The organism is Shinella granuli (genome assembly GCF_004341885.1).
GTDB lineage: Bacteria > Pseudomonadota > Alphaproteobacteria > Rhizobiales > Rhizobiaceae > Shinella > Shinella granuli.
In genome coordinates this window covers 1-14,991 of the sequence record NZ_SLVX01000050.1, presented here as the reverse complement: position 1 = coordinate 14,991, position 14,991 = coordinate 1, and the positions used below count along the sequence as shown (strand labels likewise).

18 protein-coding genes and 1 pseudogene are annotated in these 14,991 nt (G+C 59.6%); 12 read left to right on the top strand and 7 right to left on the bottom strand.

The window, feature by feature from the left end:
• Positions 1–110 precede the first annotated feature (110 nt).
• Positions 111–1,025, bottom strand: a complete 915-nt coding sequence (locus EV665_RS30900; protein WP_245507892.1) for a DNA-methyltransferase — start codon at positions 1,023–1,025, stop codon at positions 111–113.
• A gap of 655 nt (positions 1,026–1,680) precedes the next feature.
• On the opposite strand from EV665_RS30900, the gene EV665_RS30895 reads away from it, so the two are divergent.
• The 3 genes from EV665_RS30895 (at position 1,681) to EV665_RS32535 (ending at position 2,759) form a co-directional block, all read left to right on the top strand.
• Positions 1,681–2,127, top strand: a complete 447-nt coding sequence (locus tag EV665_RS30895) for a hypothetical protein (protein WP_133037106.1) — start codon at positions 1,681–1,683, stop codon at positions 2,125–2,127.
• 175 nt (positions 2,128–2,302) lie between these two features.
• Positions 2,303–2,620 carry a hypothetical protein gene (locus tag EV665_RS30890; protein WP_133037105.1) on the top strand — a complete coding sequence of 106 codons (318 nt, stop codon included), beginning with the start codon at positions 2,303–2,305 and terminating at the stop codon, positions 2,618–2,620.
• Positions 2,613–2,759 (top strand): hypothetical protein, encoded by a 147-nt coding sequence (locus tag EV665_RS32535; protein ID WP_162853223.1) that lies wholly within the window; start codon positions 2,613–2,615, stop codon positions 2,757–2,759. The genes EV665_RS30890 and EV665_RS32535 overlap by 8 nt, the downstream gene beginning before the upstream one ends.
• A gap of 122 nt (positions 2,760–2,881) precedes the next feature.
• Here the strand turns inward: EV665_RS32535 and EV665_RS30885 are convergent, their stop codons facing one another.
• Together EV665_RS30885 and EV665_RS30880 are read right to left on the bottom strand one after the other, a co-directional pair.
• The gene (locus EV665_RS30885; protein WP_133037104.1) at positions 2,882–3,142 is read right to left on the bottom strand and encodes a WGR domain-containing protein; all 261 of its coding nucleotides are present in this window, start codon (positions 3,140–3,142) and stop codon (positions 2,882–2,884) included.
• 409 nt (positions 3,143–3,551) lie between these two features.
• Positions 3,552–3,959: a type II toxin-antitoxin system VapC family toxin gene (locus EV665_RS30880; RefSeq protein ID WP_245507891.1), complete on the bottom strand. Its 408-nt coding sequence runs from the start codon at positions 3,957–3,959 to the stop codon at positions 3,552–3,554.
• A gap of 459 nt (positions 3,960–4,418) precedes the next feature.
• Between EV665_RS30880 and repA the strand changes: the two genes are divergently transcribed.
• The 3 genes from repA to repC all read left to right on the top strand — a co-directional run bounded on the left by repA (position 4,419) and on the right by repC (position 8,036).
• Positions 4,419–5,633: a plasmid partitioning protein RepA gene (gene repA / locus EV665_RS30870; RefSeq protein WP_133037102.1), complete on the top strand. Its 1,215-nt coding sequence runs from the start codon at positions 4,419–4,421 to the stop codon at positions 5,631–5,633.
• Positions 5,630–6,628, top strand: coding sequence for a plasmid partitioning protein RepB (gene repB / locus EV665_RS30865; RefSeq protein ID WP_133037101.1), 999 nt, complete (start codon positions 5,630–5,632; stop codon positions 6,626–6,628). The genes repA and repB overlap by 4 nt, the downstream gene beginning before the upstream one ends.
• 193 nt (positions 6,629–6,821) lie before the next feature.
• Entirely contained in the window at positions 6,822–8,036 is a 1,215-nt protein-coding gene (gene repC / locus EV665_RS30860; protein ID WP_133037100.1) for a plasmid replication protein RepC, read from the top strand.
• A 172-nt stretch (positions 8,037–8,208) separates the two neighbouring features.
• Here repC and EV665_RS30855 read toward each other — a convergent pair whose 3' ends face one another.
• On the bottom strand, positions 8,209–8,430 hold the full coding sequence (locus tag EV665_RS30855; RefSeq protein ID WP_133037099.1) for a hypothetical protein: 222 nt from the start codon (positions 8,428–8,430) through the stop codon (positions 8,209–8,211).
• A gap of 328 nt (positions 8,431–8,758) precedes the next feature.
• Between EV665_RS30855 and EV665_RS30850 the strand changes: the two genes are divergently transcribed.
• Both EV665_RS30850 and EV665_RS30845 read left to right on the top strand, forming a co-directional pair.
• Positions 8,759–9,022, top strand: a complete 264-nt coding sequence (locus EV665_RS30850; RefSeq protein ID WP_133037098.1) for a hypothetical protein — start codon at positions 8,759–8,761, stop codon at positions 9,020–9,022.
• A complete protein-coding gene (locus EV665_RS30845) occupies positions 9,022–9,714 on the top strand; it encodes a nucleotidyl transferase AbiEii/AbiGii toxin family protein (protein WP_133037097.1) in 693 nt (230 codons plus the stop codon). The genes EV665_RS30850 and EV665_RS30845 overlap by 1 nt, the downstream gene beginning before the upstream one ends.
• Positions 9,715–9,753: 39 nt before the next feature.
• Here EV665_RS30845 and EV665_RS33000 read toward each other — a convergent pair.
• Positions 9,754–9,960, bottom strand: a pseudogene (locus tag EV665_RS33000) (integrase); the annotation flags it as partial.
• A 368-nt stretch (positions 9,961–10,328) separates the two neighbouring features.
• Here EV665_RS33000 and EV665_RS30835 point away from each other — a divergent pair.
• Together EV665_RS30835 and EV665_RS30830 are read left to right on the top strand one after the other, a co-directional pair.
• Positions 10,329–10,607, top strand: coding sequence for a type II toxin-antitoxin system Phd/YefM family antitoxin (locus EV665_RS30835; RefSeq protein WP_133037107.1), 279 nt, complete (start codon positions 10,329–10,331; stop codon positions 10,605–10,607).
• A complete protein-coding gene (locus tag EV665_RS30830; RefSeq protein ID WP_133037096.1) occupies positions 10,594–11,025 on the top strand; it encodes a plasmid maintenance toxin (PemK-like) in 432 nt (143 codons plus the stop codon). The genes EV665_RS30835 and EV665_RS30830 overlap by 14 nt, the downstream gene beginning before the upstream one ends.
• 144 nt (positions 11,026–11,169) lie before the next feature.
• On the opposite strand, the gene EV665_RS30820 is transcribed toward EV665_RS30830, so the two are convergent.
• Positions 11,170–12,294, bottom strand: coding sequence for a tyrosine-type recombinase/integrase (locus tag EV665_RS30820; RefSeq protein ID WP_133037095.1), 1,125 nt, complete (start codon positions 12,292–12,294; stop codon positions 11,170–11,172).
• A 124-nt stretch (positions 12,295–12,418) separates the two neighbouring features.
• Here EV665_RS30820 and EV665_RS30815 point away from each other — a divergent pair, with 124 nt between their 5' ends.
• A complete protein-coding gene (locus tag EV665_RS30815; protein ID WP_133037094.1) occupies positions 12,419–13,372 on the top strand; it encodes a DUF1403 family protein in 954 nt (317 codons plus the stop codon).
• A 2-nt stretch (positions 13,373–13,374) separates the two neighbouring features.
• A complete protein-coding gene (gene scpB / locus EV665_RS30810; protein WP_133037093.1) occupies positions 13,375–14,061 on the top strand; it encodes an SMC-Scp complex subunit ScpB in 687 nt (228 codons plus the stop codon).
• Positions 14,062–14,137: 76 nt separating this feature from the next.
• Here the strand turns inward: scpB and EV665_RS30805 are convergent.
• Positions 14,138–14,991: hypothetical protein (locus EV665_RS30805; RefSeq protein ID WP_210234711.1), on the bottom strand; the 854-nt coding region annotated here is incomplete at its 5' end.

The following is a 14,991-nucleotide window of genomic DNA, read 5'->3' as shown; positions in this document are numbered from 1 at the left end:
CTCGGGCTTAAGCCCTCCCGGCGGTCTCAGGCCGGCGCCGCAGTGGCCGACTTTTGCTCCGCCCCGTGGCCGGTTTTTACTCCGCCGTTGACAGTTCCGCTTGGTCGTGATTACACCGCGTGACCGGCCAGCCGCCGCGTGGCCATCCGGACATATTTCTCCTCACGCTCGACGAGAATTGACTTGCGGCCGAGGCGATTGCACACGGCTCCGACCGTGCCGGAGCCGGCGAACGGATCCAGCACGACGTCGTCCGTGGCTGTCAGGGACAGGACGAGCCGATCGATCAGCTCCTCGGGAAACTGGCACGGATGATCGAGCTTTTCCGGATGATTGTGTTTGACGTTCGAGATGTCCCAGACGTCCCCCGGGTTCTTCCCTTTCGGGTTTCCGCTTAGCTCACCTTTCCTTGGTCCCTTGTAGTAGCGCTTGCCCGGATATTTCTGCGGAACGCGGATTGCGTCGAGATCGAAGGTGTAGTCGTCGGACTTCGTGGCCCACACGATTGTCTCGTGCCGTCCCGACAGCCGTTTCGAGCAGTGCAGGCCGTGGCCAAAGGACCAGACCACGCGATTGCGGACCTTCATCCCGAGGCTGCGGAAGATCGGAATGATCAGGCTGTCGATCGGGATGACCTCTCCTTTGTGCACGTAGTTTCCGACTTGCCAGGACATCGCTCCGTGCGGACCGAGAAGACGATGGCATTCGCCGATGATCTGCTCGATGAACGCGACATAGTGCGTCAGGGGCGTGCGGGTCTCGTAGGACTTCCCGATATTGTAGGGAGGGCTCGTCACGATGAGATCGACGCTCCCAGCCGGTAGGGTTGGCAGAATGCCCGCGGCATCGCCATGATGAAGTTCGCATGCGCCGACACGGATCGGACCGGTGCCAGCTCGCGGGCATTCGGGTGAGCGCTCCCTGCCGGGAACAACGCGTTCCATCCCGTCGGCATGAAGTGCGGTCAAGAATTGAGTGAAAAGATCGGTCTGCGCCGGCTGGCGCTCAAGAATGCAGTCAGTCATTTCGGGCTTTCGTTGCTGGTTGTATGAAAATCGTTGCCCGAGGCGGAATGGACGTCAACGGCTTGTCAGAACGAAAAATTGCGGTGATCCTTGGAGGTTGGCCAGACGGCGAAGCGCCCCTCCCCTTTTGTGACGCTCGCGGCCTGCCGGGCATGTCGTCGCCACACGGTCTCGGACGGCTAGATCCAGACGCCGTTTGACCGCCAAGAAGGTCGTTGAATGTAAGACTTCACACGCAGGCCGGCAGGAGAGCCGTGGTGTAGAAGGTGAAGTGCCGAAGAGCAGCCGCCTATCATTCGTGAATGAAGAAGGGGATTTCTGTTCCTAAGGTGGATGTGGAAGAATTCAATATTGTTGAGTTTGTTCCGTCGGGCCTCTTGTCAATTCGATTCATACGCCGCAGCATATATATACGAACAGTAAATAAGCCCGGAATATATTCGTTGGGCGCTGCGATTTTGTATGGATAGAACCGATGAGGAATAGGCTTAAACGTGACAACAGCGATTTCAACAACGCTCAATACACTAGTATTCGTCTCGACGATATTCGGACTGATGGGCGTGTTTCGGTGGCGAACATCCGCGTGGTGGCGCGAAGAGATCCGGGTGCAAGGAGACTCCGAGCGCTAGTAGATTCCATCTGGGATGGGATCGTGGCCGATGCCGGGAAGTATGGAACCGGATTCGACGGGCCCGCTTTCTCGCGCGACGTCAGAGAGATGCTTTCTGGCACCGGCTATATCTATACGACCCGCAATTTCGACGTCTTCCGGCTCGCGGACGTTATCGAAATCCGTGATGCCAGGCTCGATGATGTTTCGGGCCGGGACTGTGTGCGGTTCGTCGTCGTCGCAGACGCCCACGATGGACCCTTCGCATCCGCCGAGATTTTGCAATGGCTGGGTGACGAGGGAGGATCCTGTCCTCGAAATTGCAATTTCGATCTGCGACGGCAGGAAATCGCTTCCGTCGCTGATGAGCTCGAGGCCTACGCCCATGACGTCGAAGCGACCGTGCTCAGGAAGCTTGACGCTATTGTCGAGCAGCTGAAGACACCCAGCACTCGAAAGGCGCCGGCTCGAGAACACGCCTTCGGTTAGACGAATGTGCTTTGGCTGGCGTTTTGTGTGCCGGCAGGTTTTACCTCGTGCCGTCCTTGCAGCATCCCGCCGAGACCTTTGTGCCTCCAAGGCGACGGTGCAAAATACGAAACCGCGTACTCGCGGCCGTCACCGATTTTATTCAGCAAGTCCCCATCGGGAAGGAACAGAGAAAATGAAGACACCAGCCTACATTGCGAAAGCAGAGGTCCTATGCTGCGCATCCGAACCGATCGAAACGCTCGCCGAGGCTTCATCCGAGGACCCGCTGACGAAGGCGGCGCGTGCATTGTACGACGATGGTGTGCCCGATGACAAAAGGGCATTGGAGCACTGGATCGTATCGGACTGGCTTGCGGAAAAACTCATCGAAAACGATGAGATCGTTGATGTCGACTTCGCCGGCCTTACCATCTGGGGCCGATCCACGACACGACAGGCCATTGAATGTGACGACGTCATCGTGCCAATCGCAGAGGAGAACTGTGCATGAACCGATCACACGGCCCGCCGACCTGGTCCCAAGCGATGAGCTCTTCGTTCTCTTCGCGATGCTCAATTCTGTCAGTTCGTCGCGGTTTGCCGGCGAACTCGGCGGCAATGGCATCTGCATGCTCAACACGCCGTGGTGAGAATGTCACGGCAGTCTGCGGTAAGAGCTGAAGGATAATCGGCTGCCCTTCAGTGGCGATGGTTCTTTCATTCCTCGCTGGTGCACCTGCTCGGCTACCTCGCCCCTTTGCCGACAAGCGCATCAGTCGGGCGCCGCTGTGTTCGCGGGCCGATATCCGCGCGTTCGTTTTTGGTGAAGCAAGTCGAGAAACAAACGGACTGCGTCTTCCTCCCGCTGGAAATGATGAACCGATTGTTGGCCCATTGTGCCGATACGTCCCCAGCGCCGGGTAAGGCAGGCATCGCCGAACAGAGTCTGCTCGATTGCCATTGCATAGTAGCGGGCCATGTTCTTCGACGCGTCGGTTCGTTCGATGTAGATATGGTAGAGTTGCGTGATCATCGAGGGAATCGTCGCGGATACAGAGTGCTCTGTCCAACGAGTGTTTTGAATCAGTCCGTTCCAATTGATTCATTCCCGTGATCGATGGAGACAGGATCGTACACCGACTTCAGATCCAGCAGCGCCGCCTAGTAAGGGCGGTGTGATCTTCAGCAGGGTCGGCCGTCCCGTTGCCCAGACTGCGACCGTGTCCAGCATCCCGGAGAATTGGCTCTTTTGGGATGTCGCGCTTGATGACCATGATATAGCGCAGTTGCGTAGTCTCATCGACGCGATCGCAATACGCAACTCCTGCCGATCGGCATGAACTAGACGTTCCAGCTTGATCGCGTATGTCGGATGATCCGGCCTTTCGAGCTGCAGGTATGTGCAGGATCGGGATCGGCAACATTTCCTTCAGTGCTGGTACTTATCTGCACCTCGATCGAAATCGGTGCTGAAGCGAACTTATGCAGATCAGATTTCCCGCGAAATCACCACTGCAACATCTGTATGAATAAAGTCCTGGCCCTTGAATCGCGGCGGCGGTGCTAGACTCTTTGCGAGCGCGTGGGCCGCATCGACCGAACGCTTCGGACGTCTTGCGTGGATGCTCCTCGTCGAATGGCGAGATGCGAATGTCGTTCTCAGTGAGGAAATTCCACGCATTTTCCTCCCCTTTTGGGCCGCGCCGACGGCGCAATACGATGGCATATTCATGCGCATTAACAGCGGACATCGTGAGATTGTCGGCGTCTTGAATCGCACGGACGTGGAGGAGAGCATCGTCCTCGTCCTCAAGGATGGCAACCGCTGCGGAGGTCTCGACGACTATCATGGCTCGTTAAGATCGTCCAAAATCTCTTTTGCTGGGCGTGGATCGAGTAGCGGGAGAGAAGATACCTTTCTCCCAAGCGCCATCATCTGCTCGACCGTCATCCGGCACCTGGCGGCTTGGTCAGTGTGTATGCCGAGCTCTGTTACCTCACGCTCGTGCGCTGCACGAATGAGTTCCTCGGGTCTGCGACTAACGCGGGCCGCGACCTTGCGGGCAAGCTGTTCGGTATCGTGTGTGAGCTGCAACATCGTCGTTCTCGAATGGGTCATCAAAATGCCGTGGATATGGGCATTGCAGAAGAGCGCACTCAGTGACGGGCGCCTTCCCGAGCTTTACAACTGTAAAGTCCTTGCGCCTTAAAATCGCAGCTGAGAACAACACCCTTGTAGAATCGGAGCCGCTCTGTCAATTCTGACGGAAACGGCCTCATATCGAGCCGATAACCGTCAAGAGGATTGGATGCTCAACCCGACTTCCCGCAACGTCAGAGATACCGCATCGAAGATCGAGGCCTACACTTCGAAACTTTCGGCGGAGCTCCAGGATATGCGTGAGGCCGTCTATCCTCCGACGGCGATGAAGACCTTCGCGCGCACCTTCTCGACGCTCGATCTGGTCCGCCTCCTAAAGGTTCCCGAAAGCACCCTGCGGCAGCTGACCATAGAAGGCAAAGGGCCACAGCCGGAGAGAGCGGACAACAACCGTCGCACCTATACAGTTGAGCAAGTAAAGGAGTTGCGTGCGTTCCTCGCCGCTCTTCGACCAGACGAAGCTGGAGAGCTGCTGCCCTATCGACGTAGCGGAGAGAAACTGCAGGTCATCGCCACTGCGAATTTCAAAGGTGGCAGCTCCAAGACTACGACCTCCATTCATCTCGCGCATTTCCTCGGTCTGCAAGGCTATCGGGTTCTGTGCATCGATCTTGATCCTCAGGCCTCGATGACAGCGCTCTTTGGTATCCAGCCAGAATTCGATCTCGGTGAGAATGAAACCGCCTATGCCGCCATGCGCTACGACAACGAGCGCAGGTCGCTTTCGGACATCATCCGCCCAACCTATTTTCCTGGCGTCGATCTTGTGCCAGGCAACCTCGAGCTCATGGATTTCGAGTTTGACACCCCGTCGCACCTGACGTCGCGAAGCCGGGATGACCTCGGTCTCTTCTTCGAGCGACTGGGCAATGCGCTGTCACGTGTCGAAGACCGTTACGATATCGTCATTCTCGATACGCCGCCGTCGCTCGGCTATTCAACGCTTGCGGCCCTCTATGCGGCCACGTCACTTATTGTCACGGTCCATCCTGCCATGCTTGATGTGGCATCGTGCAACCAGTTTCTCATCATGATCTCCGATCTTTCGGAGGTTCTAAGGCAGTTCGGCGCCCGCTTTGAGCACGATTTCTTCCGCTTCCTGCTGACCCGTGTGAATCCGAACGATGGACCGCAGAAATACATGTCCGGCGTCATGCGCCGACTGTTCGGCGATGATGTGCTCGTGTCAGAGGCTCTGGAATCAACAGCGATCGCCGGTGCGGCCGTCGCTAAGAAGTCCCTCTACGAACTTGAAACCGGCGAAGTCGGCCGGGAGGCGCTTAAGCGCGCGCTCGAAAGCGCCGATCGCGTTAATTTTGAGATCCTGGGTCTGGTCCATAAGGTTTGGGAACGCAGCGTATGAGAAAAAGCATCCTTCAGAGAATGGCTGATGCCGAAAACCGCGGGGAGGCGATGCCTGCGGCCGATGCGTCGGAGAAGGCGCCGCCCCCTCGTCGACATTCGTCACCGGTGATCTCCAATGTTGGTCGAGTGCTGACGCAGTTGACCGAGGACAGCATCGTCTCCCTCGATCCAGACAAGGTCGAGCGCTCGCCGTACAAGGACCGCTTCGATAACGACGGGGAGGCCGAGGCGGAGCTTGAGACACTGAAGGCCTCGATCGCCAGCGAAGGGCAGAAGATACCGGTCCTCGTTCGGCCACACCCCAGCAAGAGCGGTCACTATCAACTAGCTTACGGATACCGCCGCTGGGCGGCCATCAAGGCCCTGATGGCGGAGGCCGAGCGGCCGGAGACGATCAAGATCAAAGCCTATGTCCGCAACCTGAGCGACCGCCAGCTGATTGAGGAGCAATCGCTCGAAAACGGCGTGCGGGAAAACCTCACTTGGATCGAACAGGCGATGTGGGCGGTGCAATTGAAGAGCGCTGGCCTGTCGCATCGGGCGATTTGCCCGGTGCTCGGGATATCTGAGGCGGCAGTGTCGCACCTGTTCCGGGTCACGGCCGTCATTCCGGAAGACATCGTCTTCGCTATCGGCAGGGCGAAGGGCGTTGGCCGCCCAAAATGGACCGCCTTCGCGGAACTGCTGAAGGATGCGGACAGAATGGCGGCGGTCCGAAAGATCCTCCAGACGCCAGCGTTCCAGAAGGCGGAGAGCGCCGAGCGCGTCACCCTAGCGATTCGCGCGACCAGTGGAGTGCCAGCGGATGATGCAGGGCGGAGCGAAACGCTCGTCTTCTCCCTTGGCGAAAGGGTCTTCGGCCAGATGAAACGAACCTCGTCGGGAGCGATGGTCACCATTCCGAAGCAGGAAGCAGCTTTCGCACACTGGCTCGCGGCGCGGATGCCGGAGCTGATGCGTGAATACGATCAATCGGCCGATCCCGCGGAATAGGCGGATCGTACAAGAACTAACCGGTCGAGAAGGAGAGACCCGCAAAAGAAAAAGGCCCCCAAAACGTCGCCGCCGTGGAAGCCTTCCTCTGATCTAAGCACCCAGAGATTCGCATTTCCACGAATCACAGTCAAGAGTCTTTGGCGCCATTTTGGTGAGCGGATTTCTTTTGCCTTTTGAAAGGTGAAGGAAAATGCAGAGCGAGAATGTAACGACGCCCTTTGGGCGGCGGCCGATGTCGCTTGCCCTCGTGAAAGGGCAGGTGAGGGCAGCCGAAATCAAGAGCGGCAAGACCGCCGATAAATGGAAAATCTTCCGGGACGTCAGCGAAGCCAAGAGTGTGCTCGGCCTTGGGGACCGCGCTATCACGGTTCTGGATGCGCTTCTCACGTTCTACCCCCATATCGAATTGGCGGAAGGGCAGAGCCTCGTGGTTTTCCCTTCAAATGCTCAGCTGTCAGTCCGCGCGCATGGGATCGCCGGCACAACGCTTCGTCGTCATTTGGCGGCGCTCGTGGATGCCGGCCTTATCCATCGTCACGACAGCCCGAACGGGAAACGCTACGCACACAGAACCAGGTCCGGCGAGATCGAGAAAGCGTTTGGCTTCAGCCTGGCGCCTCTTCTGGCGCGTGTAGAGGAGCTCGCCCATTTGGCACAGCAGGTTGCCGAGGAGCGGCGTCTGTTCAAGCGCGCTAAGGAAGCCCTATCGATTTGCCGCCGTGACGTCCGCAAGCTAATCACAGCGGCGATCGATGAGGGGGCTGACGGTGACTGGGAAGCCATTGAAGCGATGTATGTCGCTCTTGGGACTCGTCTTCCCCGCGCTTCAAACCGGATTGAAACGGAAGCTGTACTCGAGGAAATGACGATGCTGCGGGATGAGATCGTCAACATCCTGGATATGCAGTTAAATTCACAAAAAACAGATGGCAATGATGTTCAAAATGGTTGCCACATACAGAATTCAAAACCCGAATCCAGCAATGAACTTGAACCTAGCTCTGAAAACGAGCAGGGCGCCGAGCCGAGCCAGAAACCGAAGCGGATCACCGAGCCGTTGAAGGCATATCCGTTGAGCATGGTGCTGAAGGCTTGCCCGCAGATACTGGATTACGTGCCGGGCGGGGGTCAGATCAGGGGTTGGCGCGATGTGATGGCGGCCGCGGTGGTCGTACGATCGATGCTTGGCGTCAGTCCGTCGGCCTACCAGGAAGCCTGCGAGGTGCTTGGGCCGGAAAATGCCGCCGTCGCAATTGCCTGCATCCTCGAGCGCGCCGAGCACATCAATTCGGCCGGCGGCTATCTGCGCGATTTGACGAGAAAGGCGGCGAGGGGTGAATTCAGCCTCGGGCCGATGCTGATGGCCGCAATGAGGGCGAACGGCACGGACAGAAAGTCCGCGTGACGGTCGTGGGGGCGGGGGACAGCGGCATAGCCTATTGCCAGCGGTATCGCGTGAAGCGGTTGACCGCTATGGGATCTGGCGACGATTCTCGGGTGCGTCGTGGCTCTCATCCGGGCGGATGCCTCGATGAATATGGCGTTATTCCAAGATGCCGGCTGTTACCCAGGAGCGTTCAGTCCTGGGGCAAGAGACCGTCGAATACTTCCAGTAGGGCATCGACGATGGCCTGGCCAAGCGCATTGGCTGTCTCGGCAATTTCCGCGTCACCCTGATCGCGCGCGGCAAGCGCCAGATTACCGCCTTGCTCGGCGACGATGGCTTTCGCCCGTTCAACGGCCCACTGGGCGAAGTCGCCACGGTTCGATATCGTCATCATTTCGGTTTGCTCGGTCATTTACGGTTTCTTTCAAGATTGGCGGCAAGGTCGAAGTGCGCGGTTTGTATTGCGTCCGCGCGTGTCTTACGCCGTTGGCGCTTCAACGCGTATTGAATTTTCGACCCGAAGCAAGCTTCCTTCTTGAAAGATGGTGCGGCGCAACATAAATTATGTCCAGTCAGGATTGCCATCCTCCTCCCAGGCGATTCTGCGGCTCTTTGCATAAAGGCCTCGAAACATCTTCCCTTATATCGCAGACCGGAAAACGACCGACGACAGATAGAACCCCAAGGCAGATCGCGGAAAACTTGCGAAAACGGTCGGAATTCCTTATGTTGGAGACACTATGAGCAAGAACCTTGTGTCAGTCCTGACGACGGTGAACGCACCCTACAGCAATCAGCTGGACGGCGCGATGCTGGCTCATTGCCTTTCGGATATTGAGCTTGCCAAGGTATTTTCTGGCCAGGTCAGTTCTTTCTTCGGCGAGGTGCCGCTCGATCAGCAGACCGAGTTTGCTGCGGAGTTCGGTATTGCAGTCGATGATCTGAAGATGCTTGCCTCCGACTTCTCGGCGTGGTCCGGCGAGAGCTACCATCTTGCCGCCTGATGGTTGAGGCACACAACCAGCGACCGTCGGAGTGGCGGCGGCTCTTTGCTATCGCTTGTGATCTGCTGGATCAAGTCAGGGACCAAACCGGCGGCTACCCGTTTCAGTGGTCTTTAGGCGGTGGCACCGCGATGATGATCCGGATTGGTCACCGGGAAAGCCATGACATCGATATTTTCCTGGATGACAGCCAGATCCTGGGATTTCTCGACCCCGCAAAAGCCGACCTGCGTTTCAGGGAGGTTCCGGCATCTTACGGCGGGGACGGCGCACGGTTTCAGAAATTTGCCTTCGAGGACATTGGTGAGATCGACTTCATCGCTGCGGGGCCGCTCACAAGTACACCCTTTGAAGTCCGCGAGATCGAAGGACGCGACGTCAATCTTGAAACCATCCCTGAGATCATCACGAAGAAGATCTACTACCGCGGGAGCGAGGCCAAGCCGCGTGATATTTTTGACCTCGCCGCAGCGGCGGCGCAAGAGCGCGCTGATGTCATCTCCGCGTTACAGGCCTTCCCTGAGCAGGCTGGCAAGACGCAAGATCGGGTCGCCAAGCTCAATCCCGAGTTTGTCAGCGCGACGATAAGCCAGCTCATGATTCTGCCCGCGTACACCTACCTCGCCGCCGACAGCCTTTCTATCGCCCAGGCGGTACTGAGTGAGGTGCTGTCTTCGTCAGAAGGCGGCTGAAGTAAGGCGTCGCTCGATGGTCGAGACACTGCTGAGTTAGCCGCCGCGTTCGACCGTGCCCGAGGCGCAGGCTGTGATAGAGCCCGACGACTTCTGGATCCGGGGGGAGGGGAGATAGATGTTGGCGACGGCACCAGGCAGCAAAATGCCTCCAGTCGGAGGCATAGGCTTTTCGCGTACTGGCGGAGCTTGCGGCCTCGACGTAACCCGGGCACGATCGGTGAGGTCCTGCAGGTGGGGCGGCAAAGTCGTGGCGCGCGGTTTGTATTGCGTCCGCGCATGCCGCTCGCTGGACGAGCTTGAATCTGATACATCACTTTAAAGCTGTTGACGTATCGGGTTTCATGGCGTCACCAGGTGACGTTGGAATGATACGAAATCTTGGAGACGCCAGTGCGCAGCTGCTTGCGGAGTTCTTCGACCGGCAGCGGAAACTGTAGAAGGACATGCTTTTCACCGAGCAGCGTCGGCAACCGTCGATCCCGCTATCGCCGCCCAACAGCGGTGATGGCCGTGGCATCCTGCGCCGCCCGACAGTCGGCACGCCGGCCGGCGGCACAGCAATCTTGCAAGTCTTCCGTAAAATCCGTATATTCCGTAAAAAGGAGTTTGCTATGACCTCCACTGTTACGGCCGCTGCGGTCTCGAAGAATTTTGGCGCCTATCAGGATGCCGCCGTCCGCGATCCGGTGATCATCACCAAGAACGGTCGGCCGCGCACGGTGCTGATCGCCTATGAGGATTACCTGCGACTGACGAAACGCGACCGGCGCGTCGAATTGACCGCTACACTCGGGGATGACGATCTCGCCGCCATCGAAGCCTCCGCAATGGAGGGGGATCTCGATCATCTCAACGCCGAGCTTCTGACGGGAAAACATGCTGCCGACTGAACCGAAGGTCGGCTGGGTCTTTCGCTATTCCTATCTTTGGCACTGGCAACTCCTCGAAGGCCGCGAGGAGGGGGACAAGGATCGCCCGGCACTGGTGCTGGCGATCGTCGCGCATCTTGAGGATGGCAGACCGGCGGTGAGGGTGCTGCCGATCACCCACAGCCCACCATCCGATGCTGAAGACGCGATCGAGATTCCGCCGGCGACCAAGCGACGCCTCGGGCTCGACGACGAGCGTTCCTGGATTGTGTTGACCGAAAGCAACCGGTTCGTCTGGCCGGGTCCGGACATGCGGCCGGTCGACAGCGATACAGGATATTTCGGGCCGCTGCCGCCGGCATTGTTTGCCGAGGTCAAGCGACGGTTTGTCGAGCTGGCCCGTGCGCAACGGCATCGGGCCACGGCGCGCAGTGAATGACCGAACCGGCTTTCTCCTTCCCCCCAGGCTGTCTTGAAGATCGTGGCGGACGTCGCGGGCAAGAAGGTTGATCTTTCCCGCATCGCAGAGCGTTCCCGACATGGTTCCAAGCTCTGAGCAGGTTCACTGACAGGGGAGGGGAGTCTATAGCCCTGCCGCTTTGGTGAGATTGACCCTGAACCTGTCGCGTCGGCGCTGATAGCGCCGCGTCATCTCCGCCGAGGCATGGCCGAGCTGCTTTTGAACATGTCGCTCGTCGACCTCAGCGGAGGACGCGAGACCGGCGCGCAGCGAATGGCCTGCAAACTTCTCCCCGCGCTCGGCCTCGGATAGCTCGCCGCGCACACCGGCGGCAAGCGCAGTCTTCTTGACCAAGCGCGCCACCTCCTGGTCGTTCAGCCGGTCCGGGCCGATATCCTTGCCCTGACCGGTGACACGGCGAAACAGCGGGCCTTTGGCGAGCTTGGCGAAGCGGATCCAGGTTTCCAGCGCGGCGACCGGGCAGGTGGCGTCGGACGAGCCGCGGCCGATCTCCACCTCGCGCCAGCCGGTCTTGCCGCGCAATGTCACGAGCAGCCCCTTGTCGAAGATCTCGATCCAGCCGCGGCCGTCCTCGCTCTGGCCGCGGCCGAGGTCGAGGCCGGTGATCTCCGAGCGGCGCAGGCCGCCGGCAAAGCCGACGAGGAGCATCGCCCGGTCGCGCAGGCCGCGCAGGGTCCCCCTGTCGAGCGTCTCCAGCATGGCGATCAGGTCTTCCGGCAGCAGGGCTTCCTTCTGTCTTGGAGGGGCGGCGTGCTTGTTGCGGATGCCGGCCATCACCGTGGCGATCGCGCGATCCTTGCGATCGAGCGGCATGCCGCGCTGCGAACAATTCCAACCGATCGCGGCGAGACGACGCTCGATGGTCGAGACGCTGTTCGGCTTGCTGCTGCGGCCGGCTGTGCCAACGGCACTGCCTGAGGCGCAAGCGGTAATGTAGAGCGCGACGACTGCCGGATCCGGGGGGAGGGGGGAGAGGTTTTGGCGCCGGCACCAGGCGGCAAAGTGCTTCCAGTCGGAGGCGTAGGCCTTTCGCGTGTTGGCGGAACTGGCGGCCTCGACATAGACGCGGGCGCGATCGGCAAGGTCCTGCAGATGGGCCGGCAGGGGAGGGACCTCGGTCGCCGAGAGGACGCGGCCGGAAAGCGCATCGGAATCCTCCGTGCTGTGCGGCGGCGCTGAACTCTCCTGAGGCTCAAATTCGGTGTTTTCGTCGATGATTTGCGTCATTTCTTTATAATGAACAAAACGAACGATAATGCAAACTTATCCGTCATTATAGAGGAGAGACAAGCCGTGCGGTTATAAGGCAAAATGCTGGCATTGTCCGCACATTTGGTCTAACCTGTTGGCCATGGATTCGCCCGTCGCCTCGTCTGTTGCCGCCCCGACGTTCACGACCGCGTTGCCCGGCTGGGCCCTGCCGCGTGGCCGCGAGCCGGACGAACTCGCTGCCGCCTTCGCCGCCGGCATCGCCTTGAAATCGCTCGACGATCTTGTCCGCTCTGCCTCCATCTGGGCCGGCTGCTGGCGTTCTCGCCAGGCCCTGAAATGTGCCGCCGTCGCGGTCCGGCTGATGGGCCGCAGCGAGAATGAGCCCGCGTTGCGGGACGCGCTTTTGCTCACCGCAACTGGCGACGATCCCGGCCCAGCCGGAAAGGTGTTTTTGGCCACCAAAAGGCTTTCCACGCGAAAACCCGCCTTTTCCTCGAAAGCGGTGGCCGAGCTCGCCGACCTGTTGGGGCTGGCCTGGGACGATCGGCTGGCCGCGGCCGTCGACTATGCCGATGACGCGCTGCAATCCGGTCGCCCGGCGCCGCTTGCCGCGGCGGACCTGGTCACGGCCATCCATGCCGTGCGGCCGGATGCCGAGCCGCTCGCTTGGATGCTCGCCGATAGGATGATCGCCGCGCTGCTGAAATGGGATTGTGCCGTGCCGCTGCTGATGGCCGAGCGTTATGGCTCCGCCTTTAAGACGCTTGGGGGCAGGGGCCGCGTGCGCCCGGGTGATGCCGCCTTCGCCCGCGCCGTCTGCCTCGCTGTGGTCGAGGGAACGAGCGCGGCCTTGCGCACCGCTGGCGAGATCGCCCGTCGCGCCGAGACGCTGCGCACCGCGGCGCCAAAGGTTCGGACGAAGGGCGCCGGCGCCGTCATCGAGGCCCTGCTGAACGAGGACGCCGTGGCAGCCTCGGCGCCCGGCAGCAATCTCTCACGCTGGGCGGCGACCCGGCTGTTCGAGAGACTGGAAGGCTTTGGCGGCGTGCGCGAACTGTCCGGCCGCAGCGCGTTCCGGATCTATGGGCTGTGACGATGGGTAAGCCGGATGAACCTGGCAAAACACGGACGTCTCGGAAGAAGGACGCAAGCGAACGCTTGTTGGATCGGGAGCTGGTGAATCTACCGCCGGAGCTGCGCTGGCGGGAATGGATGCTGCGCGTCGAGGCGGTGATCTTTGCCGCGGCCGAACCGGTCAGCCGCGAGACACTGGCGCGTGTCGTCGGCAAGGACTGCAGCATCGATTTGCTCATCGATGACCTGCGCGAGGAGTTGAAGGGCCGGCCCTATGACATCGTCTCTGTCGCCGGCGGCTGGCAGCACCTAACACGTCCGGCCTACGCGTCCGCGATCCGGGCGTCGCAAGCGTCGACGGGGGGAGGGCCGCCGGCGCTGTCCGACTTCGAGGCGATGGTGCTGGTGGCGATCGCGTATTTTCAGCCGATCACCCGCGGCGACCTGTCAAAAATCTTCGGCAAGGAGGTCAGCCGCGACACCATCGCCAGCCTGCGCAATGCCAACTTTCTCGCCTCCGGCCCGCGCAGCCCGACGCCGGGCGCGCCCTATACCTACGTTACGACCAAACACTTCCTCATCGCTTTCGGCATGGAGACGCTGCGCGATCTGCCCGACATCGAGGCGCTGGAGGATGCCGGGCTGCTCAGCCGAACGGCTGCTGCTCCCGACCGTGAATTTCCGGACGCCGATGACGTCGAACCGTAGCGACAGGGGTTCGCTAGCCGCCCACCGTCGCTGAATATCGGCCAGCGCGTGGTCTTCATTTACGATAAAGTATCGGTCATCCCAGCGTAGCAACCGTTGCCTTTCTTGCCTCCTCCACTTCCTCGAAGTGTCTTTCGAAATCGCCATGAATGGGCTTGTCAGGAACTGGCAGCGACAAAAGGTGCCGCCAGCGCTTGTCTATCGCCTCGAGTGAAACTTCGTCGATCAGTCCGCGCTTGGTCTGGCTGGCAAACAGGTGCCTGAGCTGGGTGGGAACATCCTTTTTTTCCTCCAGACGTTTCGTGATCCACAGGGTTACGTCCACCAATTCCAATCCGGCGCTTTCATCGCCGGGCGTAAATGTTGGTGGGACTTCCGGCATCATCGAATAATCGAACTTTGGCATACCTGGACCGAAATCGGTGTTATGTTTGACGGCCCGGAGGCTCTCGTACCAGCTCGCAAGTTCGCCTTGTGCCTTGTTGAATTCGGTCTGGCGATCAACCGTGATCTTGCGGATGGAGCGCCCCTTCCTGTTTGACTGCACGGCCATGACCTGCATAACCTGCTGAAAGCCGACTAGGTTCGGTGAAATCTGCAGGGCCGTGTCCTTGTTGCCAACGCCATACTCGATCTCGAACGGGTTCGCCGCTGCCCACTTCAATGCGCCTGAAACAAGTTCTCGGGAGCGTGCGTCGGGAAGCCGATCGACACGAGAAAGCAGAGCATTGCAGATTGTAACCAACGCGGACGCGCTCTTCGCCGAATTGGTTTCCCTACGCGCTGCCCAAGCGTCTTTCCTCAGTTGGTCATCGAAGAGGAATGCGACCTTCATTAGGCCGTGTGGACGAATTGACTCAGGTATAGGTTTTGGGGTTCCGGGGACGAATCCGGTCTGATTCATAGGTTGCCGACTGATTTGGAGGTCGG